The 16436-nt window shown below is 64.5% G+C and carries 16 protein-coding genes; 7 read left to right on the forward strand and 9 right to left on the reverse strand.

Annotated elements, in window-relative coordinates; genetic code table 11:
• Positions 1-29: 29 nt before the first annotated feature.
• The 5 genes from ACFVWT_RS17935 to dinB form a co-directional block, all read right to left on the reverse strand.
• Positions 30-689: a hypothetical protein gene (locus ACFVWT_RS17935; RefSeq protein WP_390250185.1), complete on the reverse strand. Its 660-nt coding sequence runs from the start codon at positions 687-689 to the stop codon at positions 30-32.
• The gene (gene rsmH / locus ACFVWT_RS17940) at positions 686-1684 is read right to left on the reverse strand and encodes a 16S rRNA (cytosine(1402)-N(4))-methyltransferase RsmH (protein WP_390250187.1); all 999 of its coding nucleotides are present in this window, start codon (positions 1682-1684) and stop codon (positions 686-688) included. Before rsmH ends, ACFVWT_RS17935 begins: the two co-directional genes overlap by 4 nt.
• Positions 1685-1863: 179 nt before the next feature.
• Positions 1864-2292 carry a division/cell wall cluster transcriptional repressor MraZ gene (mraZ, locus tag ACFVWT_RS17945; protein WP_011691421.1) on the reverse strand — a complete coding sequence of 143 codons (429 nt, stop codon included), beginning with the start codon at positions 2290-2292 and terminating at the stop codon, positions 1864-1866.
• Between the two features lie 387 nt (positions 2293-2679).
• A complete protein-coding gene (locus tag ACFVWT_RS17950) occupies positions 2680-3051 on the reverse strand; it encodes a DUF3040 domain-containing protein (protein ID WP_390250189.1) in 372 nt (123 codons plus the stop codon).
• Positions 3052-3371: 320 nt separating this feature from the next.
• On the reverse strand, positions 3372-4532 hold the full coding sequence (gene dinB, locus ACFVWT_RS17955) for a DNA polymerase IV (protein WP_390250299.1): 1161 nt from the start codon (positions 4530-4532) through the stop codon (positions 3372-3374).
• 140 nt (positions 4533-4672) lie between these two features.
• On the opposite strand from dinB, the gene ACFVWT_RS17960 reads away from it, so the two are divergent.
• Complete coding sequence (locus tag ACFVWT_RS17960; protein ID WP_390250191.1) at positions 4673-5203, forward strand: hypothetical protein; 531 nt, start codon at positions 4673-4675, stop codon at positions 5201-5203.
• Positions 5200-6294, forward strand: a complete 1095-nt coding sequence (locus ACFVWT_RS17965) for a polyprenyl synthetase family protein (RefSeq protein WP_390250193.1) — start codon at positions 5200-5202, stop codon at positions 6292-6294. Before ACFVWT_RS17960 ends, ACFVWT_RS17965 begins: the two co-directional genes overlap by 4 nt.
• 52 nt (positions 6295-6346) lie before the next feature.
• Here the strand turns inward: ACFVWT_RS17965 and ACFVWT_RS17970 are convergent, their stop codons facing one another.
• Positions 6347-6700, reverse strand: a complete 354-nt coding sequence (locus ACFVWT_RS17970; protein ID WP_011691416.1) for an Rv2175c family DNA-binding protein — start codon at positions 6698-6700, stop codon at positions 6347-6349.
• Positions 6701-6943: 243 nt separating this feature from the next.
• Between ACFVWT_RS17970 and ACFVWT_RS17975 the strand changes: the two genes are divergently transcribed.
• Together ACFVWT_RS17975 and ACFVWT_RS17980 are read left to right on the forward strand one after the other, a co-directional pair.
• Positions 6944-8293, forward strand: coding sequence for a LysM peptidoglycan-binding domain-containing protein (locus ACFVWT_RS17975; protein WP_390250196.1), 1350 nt, complete (start codon positions 6944-6946; stop codon positions 8291-8293).
• Between the two features lie 101 nt (positions 8294-8394).
• Positions 8395-10527, forward strand: a complete 2133-nt coding sequence (locus ACFVWT_RS17980; RefSeq protein WP_390250198.1) for a PASTA domain-containing protein — start codon at positions 8395-8397, stop codon at positions 10525-10527.
• A 118-nt stretch (positions 10528-10645) separates the two neighbouring features.
• Here ACFVWT_RS17980 and ACFVWT_RS17985 read toward each other — a convergent pair whose 3' ends face one another.
• Together ACFVWT_RS17985 and ACFVWT_RS17990 are read right to left on the reverse strand one after the other, a co-directional pair.
• Positions 10646-12037 (reverse strand): class II 3-deoxy-7-phosphoheptulonate synthase, encoded by a 1392-nt coding sequence (locus tag ACFVWT_RS17985; protein ID WP_390250200.1) that lies wholly within the window; start codon positions 12035-12037, stop codon positions 10646-10648.
• A gap of 92 nt (positions 12038-12129) precedes the next feature.
• Entirely contained in the window at positions 12130-12870 is a 741-nt protein-coding gene (locus ACFVWT_RS17990; RefSeq protein ID WP_390250203.1) for a lysophospholipid acyltransferase family protein, read from the reverse strand.
• Between the two features lie 111 nt (positions 12871-12981).
• On the opposite strand from ACFVWT_RS17990, the gene ACFVWT_RS17995 reads away from it, so the two are divergent.
• From ACFVWT_RS17995 to ACFVWT_RS18005, 3 genes are read left to right on the forward strand one after another with little or no spacing between them, the layout of a single operon-like run.
• On the forward strand, positions 12982-13770 hold the full coding sequence (locus ACFVWT_RS17995; protein WP_390250205.1) for an alpha/beta hydrolase: 789 nt from the start codon (positions 12982-12984) through the stop codon (positions 13768-13770).
• Positions 13767-14594: an alpha/beta hydrolase gene (locus ACFVWT_RS18000; RefSeq protein WP_390250207.1), complete on the forward strand. Its 828-nt coding sequence runs from the start codon at positions 13767-13769 to the stop codon at positions 14592-14594. Before ACFVWT_RS17995 ends, ACFVWT_RS18000 begins: the two co-directional genes overlap by 4 nt.
• On the forward strand, positions 14591-15130 hold the full coding sequence (locus ACFVWT_RS18005; protein ID WP_390250209.1) for a hypothetical protein: 540 nt from the start codon (positions 14591-14593) through the stop codon (positions 15128-15130). Before ACFVWT_RS18000 ends, ACFVWT_RS18005 begins: the two co-directional genes overlap by 4 nt.
• A 30-nt stretch (positions 15131-15160) precedes the next feature.
• On the opposite strand, the gene ACFVWT_RS18010 is transcribed toward ACFVWT_RS18005, so the two are convergent.
• Complete coding sequence (locus tag ACFVWT_RS18010; protein WP_390250211.1) at positions 15161-16252, reverse strand: ROK family glucokinase; 1092 nt, start codon at positions 16250-16252, stop codon at positions 15161-15163.
• Positions 16253-16436: the final 184 nt, after the last annotated feature.

A 16436-nucleotide genomic window follows, 5' to 3' on the forward strand; every position in this document is an offset into this window, starting at 1 on the left:
GGTTGCGTACTGGTTTTCAGTCCTGTCAGTTACTGTCCGGGCGTCTTCTGCTTCGGTGCCGGTACGGATCCTCCGTGGAGATCAACCGCGGGCTTAGGGGCAGCCGCGGCCGGTGCCGCCGCAGGGACCGAAGCGGCAGGGACGGCGGCTTCAGCCGGCTTTCGGACAGCCAGAGGTTCCTTGGTCGTGGCGGGCGGCACCACCGTCAACTGACCGGCAACAGCCGGCGCTGCAATGATGGCTCCCGGCTTGTCACCCTTAACGGCAGGCTTCGGCGTACCGCTGACGGTCAAAGTGGACAGGTCGATCTGGCCCTTGCCGGTGGAAGCCACCATGCCCAGTTCCGTGGCCTTGGCGGCCAGGTTCTGGGGAGCATCGAAGTTCTGGACCTGCTGTGTCAGGTCCTGGTTCTGCTTCGTCAGCGTGGACTGCTCGCCCCGGAGCTGCACCAGCTGGTACTGGGCTGTAGAGACGGAGATGTTGAGCACCAGGACAGCGATGAGCGCCACGGCGAGCAGCGCGAAACAGAGCACGACGAAAGGAGCTCTGCGCTTGCGCGGCGCTGAGCGGACCACCGACAACGGGGTCCGCAGCTTGCGTTCGGACCCTTCCGAGGGCCTGACCCCCGTGAGGGCACGGGCCGCCGTACCTGACACGACTGGGAAGTTCTTAGCAGCGGCGGTGCTCATGCGGCCCTCCTGGCTCTGATTCGTTCAACAGCGCGCAACCGGGCGGATGCTGCGCGTGGGTTTTCGGCGATTTCGTCTGCCGTGGGCACCTCGGTGCCTTTGGTCAGGGTCTTGAGCTCGGGCTTGTGTTCTTCCAGTTCCACCGGGAAGCCCAGCGGCGCTGAGGACTTGGAGCCGGCCTGGAAGACCTTCTTGACGATCTTGTCCTCCAGCGAGTGGTAGGACATGACCACCACCCGCCCCCCCCTTGCGAGTGCATCCACGGCGGCGGGTACCGCACGTTCAAGGACATCAAGTTCTTCGTTGACTTCAATCCGCAGGGCCTGGAAGGTGCGTTTGGCCGGGTGTCCCCCGGTCTTTGCCGCGCCGGCGGGAACGACCGCCCGGATGGTGTCCACCAGTTCACCGGTGGTTGTGAACGGCTTTGCCTCACGTGCTGCCACGATGCGGTTTGCGATCCTGCCGGCGAACTTCTCCTCACCCCACTTGCGGATGATTCGGACCAGGTCCTCTTCGCTGTAGTTGTTGACTACGTCAGCCGCAGTCTGCCCGCGGCTGGTGTCCATGCGCATGTCCAGGGGCGCATCAAAGGAGTAGGCAAAACCACGTTCGCGCTCGTCCAGCTGCAGGGAGGAAACCCCCAGGTCCATGAGGACACCGTGGACTTCCGTAACGCCAAGATCCCGGAGAACGTCCGGGATCTCGTCGTAAACAGCGTGGACCAGGTCGGTCCGGTCCGCGAAGGGCTTCAGACGCTCACCGGCGAGGGCCAGCGCTTCTTCGTCGCGATCGATCCCGATCAGGTGAAGGTCCGGAAACCGCTGGAGTAGTGCCTCGGAGTGGCCGCCCATTCCCAGGGTTGCGTCGATCACCACGGGCGTCACGCCCCGCTGGCGGGCCGCCTCGATTCCCGGGGCCAACAAATTGATGCACCGGTCCTTGAGGACCGGTACATGGCGTTCGGACGTGGGTTTTGGCTGGTTGGGATCGCTCATACCTTCGTCCTTTCGTGCCGTGGTCTGCCGGGTTGGGCCTCGGTTTGCTTCTTAAGCCAGATCCCCATCCGCGCCTATCCGGGCGTCCGCCTGGCTCCGGGGAAGTGAGCCAGGACAACGTTCGGATGGGCGGCTGGAGATCTCGTTCAAGAAGCGTTGCCTTTGTCGCCCCCCGGGCCTCAGAAGATTCCCGGTATGGCGTCATCGGTTTCAGAGAAGGAGGTTTCCTTCTCTGCCAGGTACTCGTTCCAAGCCTGGGCGTCCCAGATCTCCGCGCGGGAGCCGGCGCCGATGACGGCAAGCTCCCTGCCAAGACCTGCGTATGCCCGGAGCGCGGGAGGAATAGTCACGCGCCCCTGCTTATCAGGTACCTCGTCCGAGGCTCCAGAGAGAAAAACCCGGATGTAGTCACGAGTCTGCTTGGAGGAGATGGGCGCCTCCCGCATTTGCTCGTGAATCCGTCCGAATTCCCGTTCACTGAAGACGTAGATGCAGCGTTCCTGGCCCCTGGTGAGTACCAAACCGCTGGCAAGTTCCTCGCGGAACTTCGCTGGGAGGATGATCCGCCCCTTTTCGTCCAAACGCGGCGAATGAGTGCCAAGAAACATGGCCACCCGCCTGTCTGTCGTCAGGAGCTGCACGTCCCCTGTGCTGCCACTACCCTCTTACCTGCTCCACTTTACTCCACATCGCTCCACAGTCAACGCGACACGGGACATTCCTCCCGGGATTGGAGGAATCTTGCCCCGGAAATCCGGGGGTTCCCCGGGGTGGTGCAAAGTGGAGGGACTTTGGCGTCAGTGGTGCACGCGGCGCGCTAAGGGAGATACGACGGCGTACGGCGCGGATCCGCGCCCGCATGCCGGGCCAGGATCGGGGCGTTTAAATGCAAAAGACCCGCCGGGGCGGGTCTTCCTGCAGCCCTGCCCGCGGGCAGGTGGTGCGAAGTGGAGCGTTAGAGAATGGGTCCGGATTCGGCTGTCAGGACAGCGTTGTCACGGTTCGCCGCGGCGGCGTTCGTCCCAGCGTTCTTCCAGGCCGCTCATGAACGAACTACGCCCCTTGCCGGCCTTCTTGGCACCGGCCGGTTTCGCTTTGCCGGCAGCGGAACTACGCATCGTTGCGAAATAGACTCCGGCTCCCATCACGATAAATCCGAGGACACCAACAAAAATGCTCTGAAGTGATACGCCCACCAGCAGCAGGAGGACACCGGCCAGGGTGGCCAGCACGCCAATCACTATGTGGCGCATGGACCAGTTACGGCCCGGATCCGATCCCATTGAGTTGGCAAACTTCGGATCGTCCTCGTGCAGCTGCTTCTCCAACTGCTCGAGCAACTTCTGTTCGTGCTCCGAGAGCGGCATCACGACCTCCTTAAGTCGGCCAGCGTCCGGACCTGCCGTGGCCTTAATGTTGTCAATCCAATAACGACCGGCATGCGCAGGAGGTTCCCGGCCACCGTATATCGGTCGACCGGATTCCACGCATTCCGACGGCAGGCTGACACAGACGACTTTGGGTATGTCCAGACGTTCGAAATCTATGTATATCTAAGGATAGTTTGTTGCGCCCTGTTCTGAAAGACACTCCCACGCAGCGCACCCCGTCGTCGGAGTCGGTGCTTCCGGGAGCTTTGGGCGCACCCGGCGGCGGCTTTTTGGCCGCAGTCGGCCGGTGGGGAAGGTCAGTCGGCGGCGGTGTTCGGGTCCAGTAGCCGCGCAGGAAGTACCGCCTTGGAACCGAACTTCTCTGCCACCCTGTCAAGGGCCTGTTCCGCCGCCCGCCAGTTGTCATCCCGGCGGTCAAAGCTCAGCTGCAGGGAGGTCTGGGCTGCATCCTCAAGCTGCTCTGCCCTGACGCCGACAAGGCGGACAGTCATGGCCCGCGGACCGAGCGAGTCCAGGAGCTGGACAGCCACGGCATAAATCAGCTGTGCACTGTCCACCGGAGCGTGCACAGTCCTGCTGCGTGTGATGGTTGAAAAATCCGTGTAGCGGAGCTTCAGGGAGAGGGTCCTGGCAACCATCCCGGTGCTTCGGAGCCGCTCGGCTGTGCGGTGCGACAGGCGCAGCAACTCCCGGTGCAGAAGGGCGTCGTCGGCAGTGTCCACGGCAAACGTCTCCTCGGCACCGATACTCTTCTCAAGCCGGACCGGAGTGACGGGCCGCGGATCGATCCCCCAGGACAACTGATAGACGTGCTCCCCTGACGCCCCGAGCAGCTTCTTCAGTGCGGACGGCGGGGTGGCCGCGACATCCGCCACGGTGCGGATTCCCATTCGTGCCAGCACCTCCCCCGTCTTGGCCCCTACTCCCCATAGCGCATTGACGGGAAGGCTGTGCAGGTAGGCAACGGTCTCGTCCGGCCCGATCAGCAGGAGTCCGTCCGGCTTACAGCGGGTGGAGGCTATTTTGGCGACGAACTTGCTGGCCGCGATGCCAACGGACGCGGTGATACCGAGTTCGTCCCGGACACGCCGGCGGATGATCCCGCCGATCTCACGCGGACTCCCCAGCCGCCGAATGGCTCCGCCGACGTCGAGAAAGGCTTCGTCGACGCTCAAGGGCTCCACCAGCTCCGTGATCGATCCGAAGATGGCCATCAGCTGCCCGGAAACCTCGTAGTAGAGCTTGTGCCTTGGCTCGATAATGACTGCCGAGGGGCACATGCGCGCCGCCATCGCCATGGGCATTGCAGACTTGACGCCAAATTTCCGGGCCTCGTACGAAGCGGACAGCACTACCGAACGGTCCGCCGGATAACCCACAATGACCGGTTTCCCGACCAGTTCCGGACGGCTGCGGAGTTCCACGGAGACGAAGAATGCGTCCATGTCCACATGCATGATGCTGCTTCGACGAAGCTCCCGGAGGGTCGCTTCGAGCTGCTGTTTATCCTGTTCCGACCCCACGCCTTCAATCCTATGCCGTGGTACTGACTAAACTGGAGGCTGCATCCGGCGTCAACACCAGGAGGATTGTCCCTGTGAAGGTAATTGGAAAGCTCAAGCCTGCGGGCTGCGCCGTTATTGTGGCTGGCGCGGTGCTTGCCCTGGCTGCGTGCACCCCGGCCGATTCCGGAGCCAAAGCCACCGGGACCGCCAGCGCTTCAGCTTCCGCCACGGGGCAGGTATCCACCACGGCGCCGGCCAGCCCTTCGGCGTCGCCGGGGACCACCGCGGTCGTCGGCGCACTCGTCGAAGGCTTCCCGCAAAAACTGTTGCCCGTGATGCCGGGCGCCCGAGTGGTTTCAAGCAGCTTCGACAAGACGTCCACTCCGGCCACTGCGGCGCTGGTGGGGAACATCGGTTCGCCGTCCTCCGCCGTCGTGGCGTTCTATACAAAGGAGCTGGAGGCCCAAGGCTTCAAAGCGGTCCCCGGCGATAACGTGGGCGCTGTGGCTTCAAAGGATTTCCTCCGCGGTGACAATGAAACCGTGAACGTTGCGGTGGTGGAAACCGGCGGGATATCCACATTCACCATCGGCGCCAATGTCACAGCTGAGTCCGCGAAGTGACGGTCGCGGAGCAGCTGCGCCTGGAGCAGACGGCATTCGTGGCCGCCGTCGCCGGCAAGCTCAACGACTTCCTGGCCACACGCCAGTCCGTGATGTCCGCAATTTCACAGGACATTGATCCGTTGATGGGCTCCATCTCCAATTTGGTGACCGGCGGCAAGCGGCTGCGTGCACTGATGTGCTACTGGGGTTGGCGCGGGGCCGGCGGAGAGGCTGCTGCCACCGAGGTGATCACTGCCGGCTCCGCCTTGGAGCTCTTCCAGGCGGCAGCGCTGATTCATGATGACATCATCGACCGCTCGGACACCCGACGAGGAGGTCCCAGTGTGCACCGTCGGTTCAGCCAACTGCATGAAGACCAGGGCTGGGCTCTGGACAGCGAACGGTTCGGCCATGCCGCAGCCATCCTGACCGGCGACCTCTGCCTGTCCTTCAGCGAAGAAACGTTCACGGACATCGGTGAGGCGGCGGCATCGGGTAGCCAGGCCAGGCTGATCTTCAACCTGATGCGCGCCGAAGTGATGGCGGGCCAGTACCTTGACATCCTGGAAGAAGTCGCCGGACCCATGCGCGACCGGGCGGGTGCGGTCAGCAGGGCGCAGTCAATAATCCGGTTCAAGTCAGCGAAATACTCCACGGAGCACCCGCTCGCCCTCGGAGGTGCCTTGGCAGGTGCTTCCGACGAACTGCTTCGCGGCTATTCAGCCTTCGCCCTGCCGCTCGGTGAAGCATTCCAGCTCCGGGACGACGTCCTCGGTGTCTTCGGTGATCCCGTTACCACCGGCAAGCCCGCCGGCGACGACTTGCGGGAAGGGAAGCGTACGGTTCTCGTGGCCTTCGCCCTGGACCAGGCGTCCCCGGAGGAATCCCGTTTCCTCGATGCCAAACTTGGGAGCCCGGACCTGTCCGACGACGACGTGGAGGAAATCCGTCGCATCATTGTGGACTGCGGCGCGCTCCAGGCCACCGAGGTCCTGATTGAGGAATTCGGCCGTGCCGCCTTCGCGGAACTGGACCTGCTGCCGCTGGATGACCTTCCCAAGACGGCCTTGCGCAAGCTGGCCGAGGCAACCGTCAGCCGCGCCGCCTGATTGTGGCGGCGCGGCCACCGCGCTCAGCCCGCGTTGAGGGACCTGGTGAGTATTACCAGGCGAGGGACTGCGCCCGGCGGCGGATCTCGGTCTTCCGGCCTTCCCGCAGCGCATCAATCGGCCGCCCCCGCAGTGACTCATCCGGGGTGAAAAGCCAAGTGATGAGTTCTTCATCCGTATAGCCGGCGTCCGAGAGGACCACGACCGTCCCCTTGAGGCTCTCTACCGGATGGCCGTCCTGCATAAAGTCGGCAGGAACAGACCTGATCCGGCGTTCGCCGACCCTAAGGGCCACCAGCGCCTTTTCGTCCAGCAATCCGTGGACCTTAGTGATGGAAACGTTCATCATTTCTGCAACGTCGGGCAGCGGCAGCCATTCGCCTACAAGGCTTTCTACAGTACTCACGGATCAAGATTGCCACGGCGGGCACTCATGCGCCTAGTCAGCGCAAAGCAGCGGCCCGAACCCGAAAATCGACACTCCGAAAAAAGGCATATATCCAATGCCGCGCATTTCTTGTGCTAATCGGCAATTCATGAGAGATTCACATAGATCACATTTGCATCAACACTAACTTTAGTAACACTAGTATCATTCGTAACAACGGCCTGACCGACAGCATTTGCCGCTGAGAAGAGGATCACCCCCATGACGACGCCCCGATCGCCAAAGCAGCACACCAGGCCGAGCCTGCCCATGATTGCGGCAACCACGGCCGCCCTCCCGGCAGTCGTCCTGTCCTCGCTGGCCATTGCCCAGCCGGCGTCAGCGGAATCCCGCCCGCGGGCCGTGCCTGCGACCCTCGCAGCGGCAATCCAGGCCCAGGAAGCCGCGCTGAAGGCTGGCGTCATTCCCGCGGCCTCGGTTTCGACCGCCCTCCCCGCGTCCCTGCGGCCTGCCCAGCCGTCCGCACCGGCCGAGTACACCATTGCCCGCGGTGACACCATCAGCGGCATTGCCGGCCGCTACGGCCTTAATACCAACGACGTCCTGAAGCTGAACAACCTGCAGCCGAACACCATCATCTATCCGGGGCAGAAGATCAAGCTGACGGGTTCGGCCCCGGCCCCCTCCGCTCCGGCGGCCACTCCGCAGGCTCCCGCGCCCGCCAGCTCCGCCGGCAGTGTGTACACGGTTAAGTCCGGCGACACCCTGGGCGCCATTGCGGCACGGCACGGCGTCAAGTTGTCCGAGGTGTTGAGCTGGAACGGCCTCAACATGAACTCCATCATCTACCCGGGCCAGAAGATCAAGATCGGCAGCGGCCAGGCACAGGCTCCGGCTCCGGCTCCGGCGGCCACGCCTGCCCCGTCGCCTGCTCAGGCTGCCAGCTCAGGCTCCTACACCGTGAAGTCAGGCGATACTTTGTCCGCCATCGCTGCAAAGCACGGTGTCAAGCTTTCAGACATCCTGGCCGCGAACAAGCTGACCATGACCAGCGTCATCTTCCCCGGCAACAAACTGGCCATCCCGGGCGGGTCCTCGATCCAGCCGGCAGCAAGCGTTACTCCCCTGGTGCCAAGTTCGTTCCTCGGGTTCACCTACCCGTCGGCTGTGGTCTCCTCCGCCAACCAGAACAAGGCCCTGCTGAACTCCTCTCCCGTACCCAGCAGGGAGCAGATGAAGTCGATCGTCGCGGACACTGCACGTCGGATGGGCGTGGATCCCTCGCTCGCCCTTGCTTTCGCCTACCAGGAGTCCGGCTTCGACCAGCGCGCAGTCTCGCCAGCCAATGCCATCGGCACCATGCAGGTCATCCCGACGTCGGGCGAATGGGCTTCTGATCTTGTCGGCCGCAAGCTGAACCTCCTGGATCCCTACGACAACGCAACCGCTGGCGTGGCCATCATTCGCCAGCTGATCCGCACCAGCAAGGACCTGGACAACGCCATCGCCGGCTACTACCAGGGCCAGTACTCCGTCAGCAAGAACGGCATGTTCGATGACACGAAGGCTTACGTGGCAGCGATCAAGGCGCACAAGAAGAACTTCAGCTGAACCGCGCCGGCGCCTATAAGAGGGTGCCGGGAGGGTAACGATACGGGTCCGGGTCGCATGTCGATTCGGACCCGTTTCCGTGGAGCACTTAGGATCGTAGGGTGCAGGATAAAGTGTCGGACCCCCTCGTTGGAACGCTGGTGGACAACCGTTACCGGGTTCAGTCCAGGCTGGCGCGCGGCGGAATGTCCACCGTTTACCTGGCGACGGACCAGCGGCTGGAGCGGGACGTCGCACTGAAGGTCCTCCATCCGCACCTGGTCAATGACGGCAACTTCCTGGACAGGCTGGGCCGTGAGGCAAAGGCCGCTGCCAAGCTGTCCCATGCCCACGTGGTGGGCGTCCTTGACCAGGGCAGCGACGGCCATACCGCCTACCTGGTGATGGAGTACATCAAGGGCCACACCCTCAGGGATGTCATCAACGAGAAGGGTGCGCTGTCTCCCCGGCTGGCCCTGGCCTTGATCGACCCCGTGGTCGAAGGGTTGGGGGCGGCGCATGCCGCGGGATTGATCCACCGGGACATCAAACCTGAGAATGTGCTGATCGCCGACGACGGTCGGATCAAGGTCGGTGATTTCGGGCTGGCCCGTGCAGTCACCACCTCAACCAGTACCGGGGCGCTGATCGGCACCGTGGCCTACCTGTCGCCGGAGCTCGTTCTCGGCCGGCAGGCGGATGCCCGAAGCGACATCTACTCAGTGGGCATCATGCTGTACGAAATGATCACCGGCAAGCAGCCGTTCGACGGCGAAGTCCCCATCCAGGTGGCCTATCAGCACGTGAATTCTTCGGTGGAAGCCCCCTCCGCGGTGGTTCCGGGACTGGCCGCCGAAGTCGACGAGCTCGTCCAGTGGTGCACGGCGAGGGACCCTGAACAGCGGCCGGTCGACGGCAATGCACTCTTGTCTGAGCTCAGGCATATCCGGACCAACCTGACCGACGCTGAACTCGATCTTCAGCCCCCGGCTGCGATTGCCGCCGCCTCCCATTCTCCGGCGGGGCTCCGCCCGCCTCAACACCCGCCCGCCAGTCTTCCCTCCGGGGCCGGGTCCCCTGTGCGCCAGGACCAGACGGAGATCCTGCCCGCCGGGCAGCATCCAACTGAAATCATCACCCGCCAAAGCAATCCCACCACGGTGCTGTCGGCTGCGCGTCGGCCGGGCCAGTTCGGCGCTCTGGCCGCCCCCGCGGAGCCGGAGCCCGTCTTCGGAGATCCGGGCGACGACGTGCCGGACTCCGCGGTTCCCCTGAGTAAGCGGGAACAACGCAGGCTGGACCGCGATGCCGCCAAGGCACAGTCCAAGGCAGCGGCCACTCCCGTGCGCTCCCTCCGCGAAGGCAACCCTCGTCGTCGCGGCCTTCTATGGATCATCATCCTGGTGATCGCCGCTTTGCTCGCCACCGGCGCCGGCTGGTTCTTCGGGATGGGACCCGGCTCCCCGGGGACCATCCCCAGGGTGGCTAACAAGACCGTCGCCGAGGCCCAGCAACTGCTTGGCACAGCGGGCTTCCAGTCCACCACGAAGGATGTCTTCGACGACGATATCCGCGCCGGTTTGGTCGTGGGCACCGAACCGGAAGCAGGGCGGGAAATCCGCAAGTTCCAGATGGTGTCCCTGTTCGTTTCCAAAGGACCGCAGCTCTTTCCGCTGCCCGGAATGAGCGGTAGATCGCTGGATGAGGCAAAGAACCAACTCAACGGCGCCGAAATGGCCCTGGGCACTGTCACAGAGACCTACAGCGAAACTGAGCCGGCCGGTACCGTACTCGCCCAGGACCCGGCGGCGGGCACCCCGGCCAGGCGCGGCACGCCTGTCAGCCTCACTGTCTCAAAGGGGCCCGAACCGATTCCCGTTCCGGATGTGCGCGGCCAGGAACAGGGTGCCGCCGTCAAGGCGATCGAGGCAGCGGGATTGAAGGCTGTGATCTCACCCGAAACCGTCAACGACAAGAAGGTCCCCAAAGGGGCCGTCGTAGCCCAGGAGCCATCAAACGGCAGCCTCACCCGGGGTGCCACCGTCACCCTTACGGTGTCCAAGGGGCCCAAGCTTGTCGATGTGCCCAGCTATATCGGCAGGCAGGCCAATGATGCACGCAAGGCGCTGGAGAAGCTCGGTTTCGAGGTCCGGGTCAACAACATCCTGGGCGGTTTCTTCGGAACCGTCCGGGACCAGGATCCGGTGAACACCCAGGTGCCCGAGGGTTCCGTCGTCACCCTCACCGTCGTCTGAGCGCAATCGCGACCTGCTCACAGCGGCCGCGCCACACCAGGAAAAGCTCCGCCCGGCTGGTCCAGCCGGGCGGAGCTTTTTAGTCAGCCAGGGCGGCAGGTCAGCGCCTGCCAGCAGCTCAGCGCTTGGACAGGGCTCCTGCGACGAGGAACGCCATCTCCAGGGACTGCATGTGGTTCAAGCGAGGATCGCAGACCGATTCGTAGCGGTCCAGGAATGCTTCCTGGTCGATGGGGTCCGCGCCGCCGAGGCACTCTGCGACGTCGTCACCTGTCATCTCGACGTGCAGGCCGCCCGGAATGGTGCCCAGCGAGTGGTGCACCTCGAAGAAGCCGCGCACTTCGTCGATGACGTCATCGAAGTTCCGTGTCTTGTAGCCGTTGGGCGAGGTGACCGTGTTCCCGTGCATGGGGTCGGTGACCCAGAGGACCTGTGCACCGGACGCCGTGACCTTTTCAACGATGGCGGGAAGCTTCTCGCGGATATTGCCCGCGCCCATCCGTGTGATGAAGGTCAGCCGGCCCGGTTCGCGGTCCGGATCCAGCTTGTCGATGAGCCGCAGCGCATCGTCGCCTGACGTCGACGGGCCCAGCTTGACGCCGATCGGATTACGGACGCGGGACAGGAAGTCCACGTGGGCGTGGTCCAGTTCACGGGTGCGTTCCCCGATCCAGAGAAAATGCGCGGACGTGTCGTACGGAAGTCCCGTCCGGGAATCGATGCGCGTCAGCGCGCGCTCGTAATCCAGCAGCAGCGCCTCGTGGCTCGCAAAGAACTCCACCCGCTTTAGGGCCTCGAAGTCCGCCCCGCAGGACGCCATGAATTTGATGGCCCGGTCAATGTCACGTGCCAGTGACTCATAGCGGGCGTGGGCCGGGTTCTCGGTGAAGCCCTTGTTCCAGTGGTGGACCAGGCGCAGGTCAGCGAAGCCGCCCTGCGTGAACGCGCGGATAAGGTTCAGTGTGGAGGCGGAGGTGTGGTAGGCCTTCAGCATCCGGCTGGCATCGTGGGCACGGGATTCCGGAGTGAAATCGTAGCCGTTGACGATGTCGCCGCGGTACGCCGGGAGCGTCACGCCGTCACGCGTTTCATCGTTGGAGGAGCGGGGCTTGGCGAACTGTCCGGCCATCCGGCCCATCTTGATGACAGGCATCGCAGCGCCGTAGGTCAGGACGACCGCCATCTGCAGGATGGTCTTGACCCTGGCACTGATCTTGTCCGCCGTTGCCGCCTCAAACGTTTCGGCGCAGTCCCCGCCCTGGAGCAGGAACGCCTTGCCCTGTGCGGCCGCCGCGAGCCTTTCACGGAGGATGTCCACTTCGCCGGCGAACACGAGCGGCGGAAGGACGGAAAGTTCCTTCACGGACGCGTCAAAGACCTCTTTGTTTTGCCAGCTGGGCTGCTGGGAAACCGGCAGGTCCCGCCAGTGGTCCAGTCCCGGATAGTCGGCGGCACCGCTCTGGGCGGTACTGGTCAGCAGGGAGGCAGGTTTTGCGGATAGCTCAGTCACACTACAAGACTAGTTGCCGGATCCGGGTTTCCGCACCGTAACCGTCATTAGCCCCGAAGCGCCGTCACAGAACCGGCACTCCGAAACCTGCATCACGCGCTTCCAGGCTCGGCCGGACCGCTGCCCCCGGAGCCGGCAGAACCGTCTGTCGGTTTCCCCGCCAGCCTCAGTTTGACCACCGCCGCGTATTCGTCCACGTACTCCTGCCCGGACAGGCGCATGAGCTCGTACATGATTTCGTCCGTCACGGAGCGCTGGATCAGGCGGTCGTCTTCCATGCCGTAATAACGGCTGAAGTCCAGCGGCTCGCCGAAGATCATGCCGATGCGCCTGATGTTCGGCATCCTTTTTCCAATGGGCTGGACCTTGTCCGTGCCAATCATGGCTACCGGAATCACAGGAACCCTTGCCTGCAGGGCGAGCTTCGCGACGCCGACTTTGCCCCGGTACAGCCGCGAATCGGGGCTGCGCGTGCCTTCGGGATAAATTCCCAGCAGCGAACCATGCGACAGGACATCCATGCCGGCATTGAGCGAAGCAGCCGAAGCCGCTCCCCCGGAACGGTCCATGGGCAGCTGGTTTGTCAGCCGGAAGAATAGCGCAGTCAGCCTCCCCTTGAGGCCCGTGCCGGTGAAGTACTCCGACTTCGCCAGGAAGATCACGGGACGCGGAACCATCAGGGGCATAAAGATGGAGTCGGAGAAGGACAGATGGTTGGAAGCCAGGATGGCGGCGCCTTCTGCGGGGACATTGTCGAGCCCCTTGACCCAGGGCCGGAACAGGAGCTTCAGCACCGGTCCCAGGACGAAGGTCTTCATGAACCAATAAAACACGTGGTGTACCTCTCCGGAAGGCGTCTGGCCAGCCCTCCGTCGGGTCCGGCCAGGACTTCAATGCAACCCTACTCTAGTGAGATTTGTGGCGAATGGTGACACGATGGGCACATGAGAGAAAGCAGCAAACCGACTGTGCCTGCCGCTTTCAGCTACCCCGGCCACGGACCGAATGCCCGGATCGGCGTTGCCATCTGCCATGGCTTCACCGGGAGTCCGCTTAGTGTCATGCCGTGGGCACTTCACCTGGCGGAGCAAGGTTTTGCCGTCTCCGTCCCGCTCCTGCCCGGGCACGGGACTCATTGGCGCGAACTGGCCCGTTCGGGCTGGCGCGACTGGGCCGGCACGTTCGAAACCGCCTACCTTGAGCTCGCGGGCCGGACCGACGCCTGCTACGTCGCCGGGCTCTCCATGGGCGGGGCGGTCGCCCTGCGCACGGCGTCCCGCCACCCTGTTGCCGGTGTAGCCGCCGTCAATCCCGGGCTTAGCTTCTACGACCGGCGGGTTCGCATCATCGGCATCCTGAAGTACTTCCAGCGGACCACCCTGCCGATTGTGGAGGCCAACCCTACGGCGGCTATGACTGATGACGGTGACTATTCGCAGACGCCTCTCGCCGCCGTGCACCAGCTGAAGAAGCTGTTTGCTGCCGCCCGCCGCGCCTTGCCGCGCGTGACTGCGCCGGTCCTGGTGTTTAAGTCGGACACCGACGACGTTGTGCCGCCGTCGTCCGTTGACCTGATCCGCCGGCGGCTGGGGCCGGGCGGGCTTCGCGTGGTAGCTCTGCCCGACAGCGGCCATGTGGCCACGTTGGACAACGACGCACCCGCGATCTTCGAGCATTCGACCGCCTTCTTCCACGAGCACGCGCCGCACAACGTATCCTCGGAGACATCATGAGTATTGCCGCCGACCACAGCCCTTTCAGCAGTCCCTTTACCGGCGACGGCCCCTCCATCGGCGTCGCCGTTTCCCATGGCTTCACCGGCAGCCCGCACGGGGTGCGGGCGTGGGCCCAATCGCTGGCCGACGCCGGATTTGCCGTGCGGATGCCCCTCCTGCCCGGACACGGCACCAGCTGGCAGGAACTTGCCAGGACCCGTTGGCAGGAGTGGTATTCCGCCTACGACAAGGCCTACCTCGAGCTCGAATCCGAATGCGACCATGTCTTCACGGCCGGGCTGTCCATGGGAGGGGCGCTGGCGTTGAGGGTGGCCGCATTGCGTCCCGTGGCCGGCACAATAGTGGTCAATCCCGGGCTGGTGATCGATGATCCCCGCGCGCCGCTGGCCGGCATCCTGAAGCTGGTCCTGAAAAGCACTCCTGCCATCGCGAACGACATCCTCAAGCCGGACACGGACGAAGGCGCCTACCCGCGGACACCTGTGGCGGCGGCCCACGAGCTCAACAAGATGTTCAAGGACACCCGGCGGCTGCTGCCGCAGATCACTGCTCCTGTCCGCGTATTCCGCTCCACAGTGGATCATGTGGTGTCCGACTCAAGCATCGTGGCGCTGCGCCGGGGCCTCACCCACGCCCGGCTCGAGCTGAGCGCTTTGGAAAACAGCTACCACGTGGCCACCCTTGACAACGATGCCGCGGAGATTTTCAGCGGGACCGCGGACTTCATCCGCGCGGTGGTCCCGGGAGGGCCTGTTCCGGGAGCACCGGTTCCGGGAAACGTGGACGCCTCCCCCGCTAGCCCTGAAGGACACGGCCGATGACCAGATCCGACTCCAATTCCTCGGACCAGAGCGCGAACCAGGACGACGCCGTATGGCTTGACCTGGTCGCCCGGCTCGAGGGCACGGACACGCCGGCTCCTGCCGGGGAAGAAAGCGCACCGCCTAAACGGCCCTTCCGTGACTTCGATCCGCTGGGCCTCGCCGGTGCCGCTCCGAGCGAGCCCTCGGCTGCCGAACGGGGGGCCGCCGTCCGCGGACCCCGGCCCGGGACGGAGCACGCAGGCGCAGACCCGACTGATCCGGCTAGCGGCCCCCGTGACTACGAGGCCGATGATGACGAGCCTTTCGTTCCGGAGGAACCGCCGAGCCTTGCCGGCAGCGACCCGCTCACCGTGCTGGCCTGGCTGGGCGCCGTGGGCGGACCCGTCGCCCTGGTGCTCTCCGCCATGTTCTGGAGGTCCGCACCGTTGATGGCAATTTTGGGAATCGTCGCGGCGTTCGTCGTCTCGGTGATCTACCTGATCATGCAGCTGCCGCAGGAAAAGGATGAGCACGACGACGGCGCCCGGGTCTAGCGTCTCGGGCGCTGCCCGCTGAACCTGCTGTCAGCCGTGCATCCTGCTGCTGACACGCGACAGGTCTGCGGCCCCGATCAGCCCGGCGTTGGGCCCCAGGGCTGCGAGTGCTATTTCGGCTGCCGGCCGGAATCCGCGTCCGGTCAAGTTCCGGGCAAAAGCCTTCCGTGCCGGCGCCACCAGCAGTTCGCCTGCGTCGCATAGGCCTCCGCCGATCACGAACTTTCCGGGGTCCAGCGCGGCAGCCAGGTTGGCCAGACCCAGCCCCAGCCACTCCCCGACATCCTCCAGCAGTTCGCGGGAGGTGGGGTCCCCCGCTTTGGCCAGTTCTGTCACGATCGCCCCGGTGATGCGGTCCACGTGACCGTCCACGGCCTTCAGGAGCTCCTGCGCAACGGGCGAATTGGCGGCGGCCAGTTCGCGGGCCTCGCGGCCCAGTGCATTTCCGGACGCGTACTGTTCCCAGCAGCCGCGGTTTCCGCATTCACAACGATGGCCGCCGGGCATGATGATCTGATGGCCGAATTCACCCGCAACGCCAAAGCGTCCGCGCTCCAGCCGGCCATCCATCACCATGGCACCGCCGATCCCGGTGCCGAGGGTGATGCAGACGAGCCTGCTTTGCCCCTGCCCGGCACCAAAGCGCCATTCCGCCCACGCAGCGGCATCGGCGTCGTTGGTCAGCAGGACCGGACGGCGGAGCAGTCGCTGGAGGTTGTCCCGCAAGGGTTCATTGCGCCAGGCGAGGTGGGGGCTGAACAGCACCGTCCCGCCGTCGAGGTCCATCCAGCCGGCCGCGCCGATTCCCACTGACCAGATGCGGTGGCCGCGGCTCAGCTCCTCGACGAGTTCCACAATCACCTGTTCCACCGCCCGGGGATCGCTCCCGGGCGTGGAGCGCCTGGCCTGGCTGAGGATGCGGCCATCGGCATCCACGACGCCGGCGGCAACCTTGGTGCCTCCGATGTCCACGCCGATTGCCAACCCTTTGCGCCCCAGCCGCAGATGCTCACGGAAGCCCTGGCTGGCGGCCAGCGCGTCCTGCCCGGACGGCTTCCTGCGCCGCCACGCAGCCGTCCGTCGATAGGGTCTGGGCAGGTCGCCGGGCGTAGGTGTGTGCATGGTTCCCCATTCTATTGCCGCCCTTATTTACGGCGCTGCCGGACATGCGGGAGACGGCTCCCGCGACGGCTCCACGCGTGGCTCCCGCCGGGCAGGAGTGGCGGGTTTCAGGCACTTAACCGTAAAGTTACTCGCCAGTAGGTGAAACAGGACACACCTCCGCAACGGGCGTACTAGTGTTAGC

Origin of the sequence: Arthrobacter sp. NPDC058288 (assembly GCF_042880995.1) — a bacterium.
Taxonomy (GTDB): Bacteria; Actinomycetota; Actinomycetes; order Actinomycetales; family Micrococcaceae; genus Arthrobacter.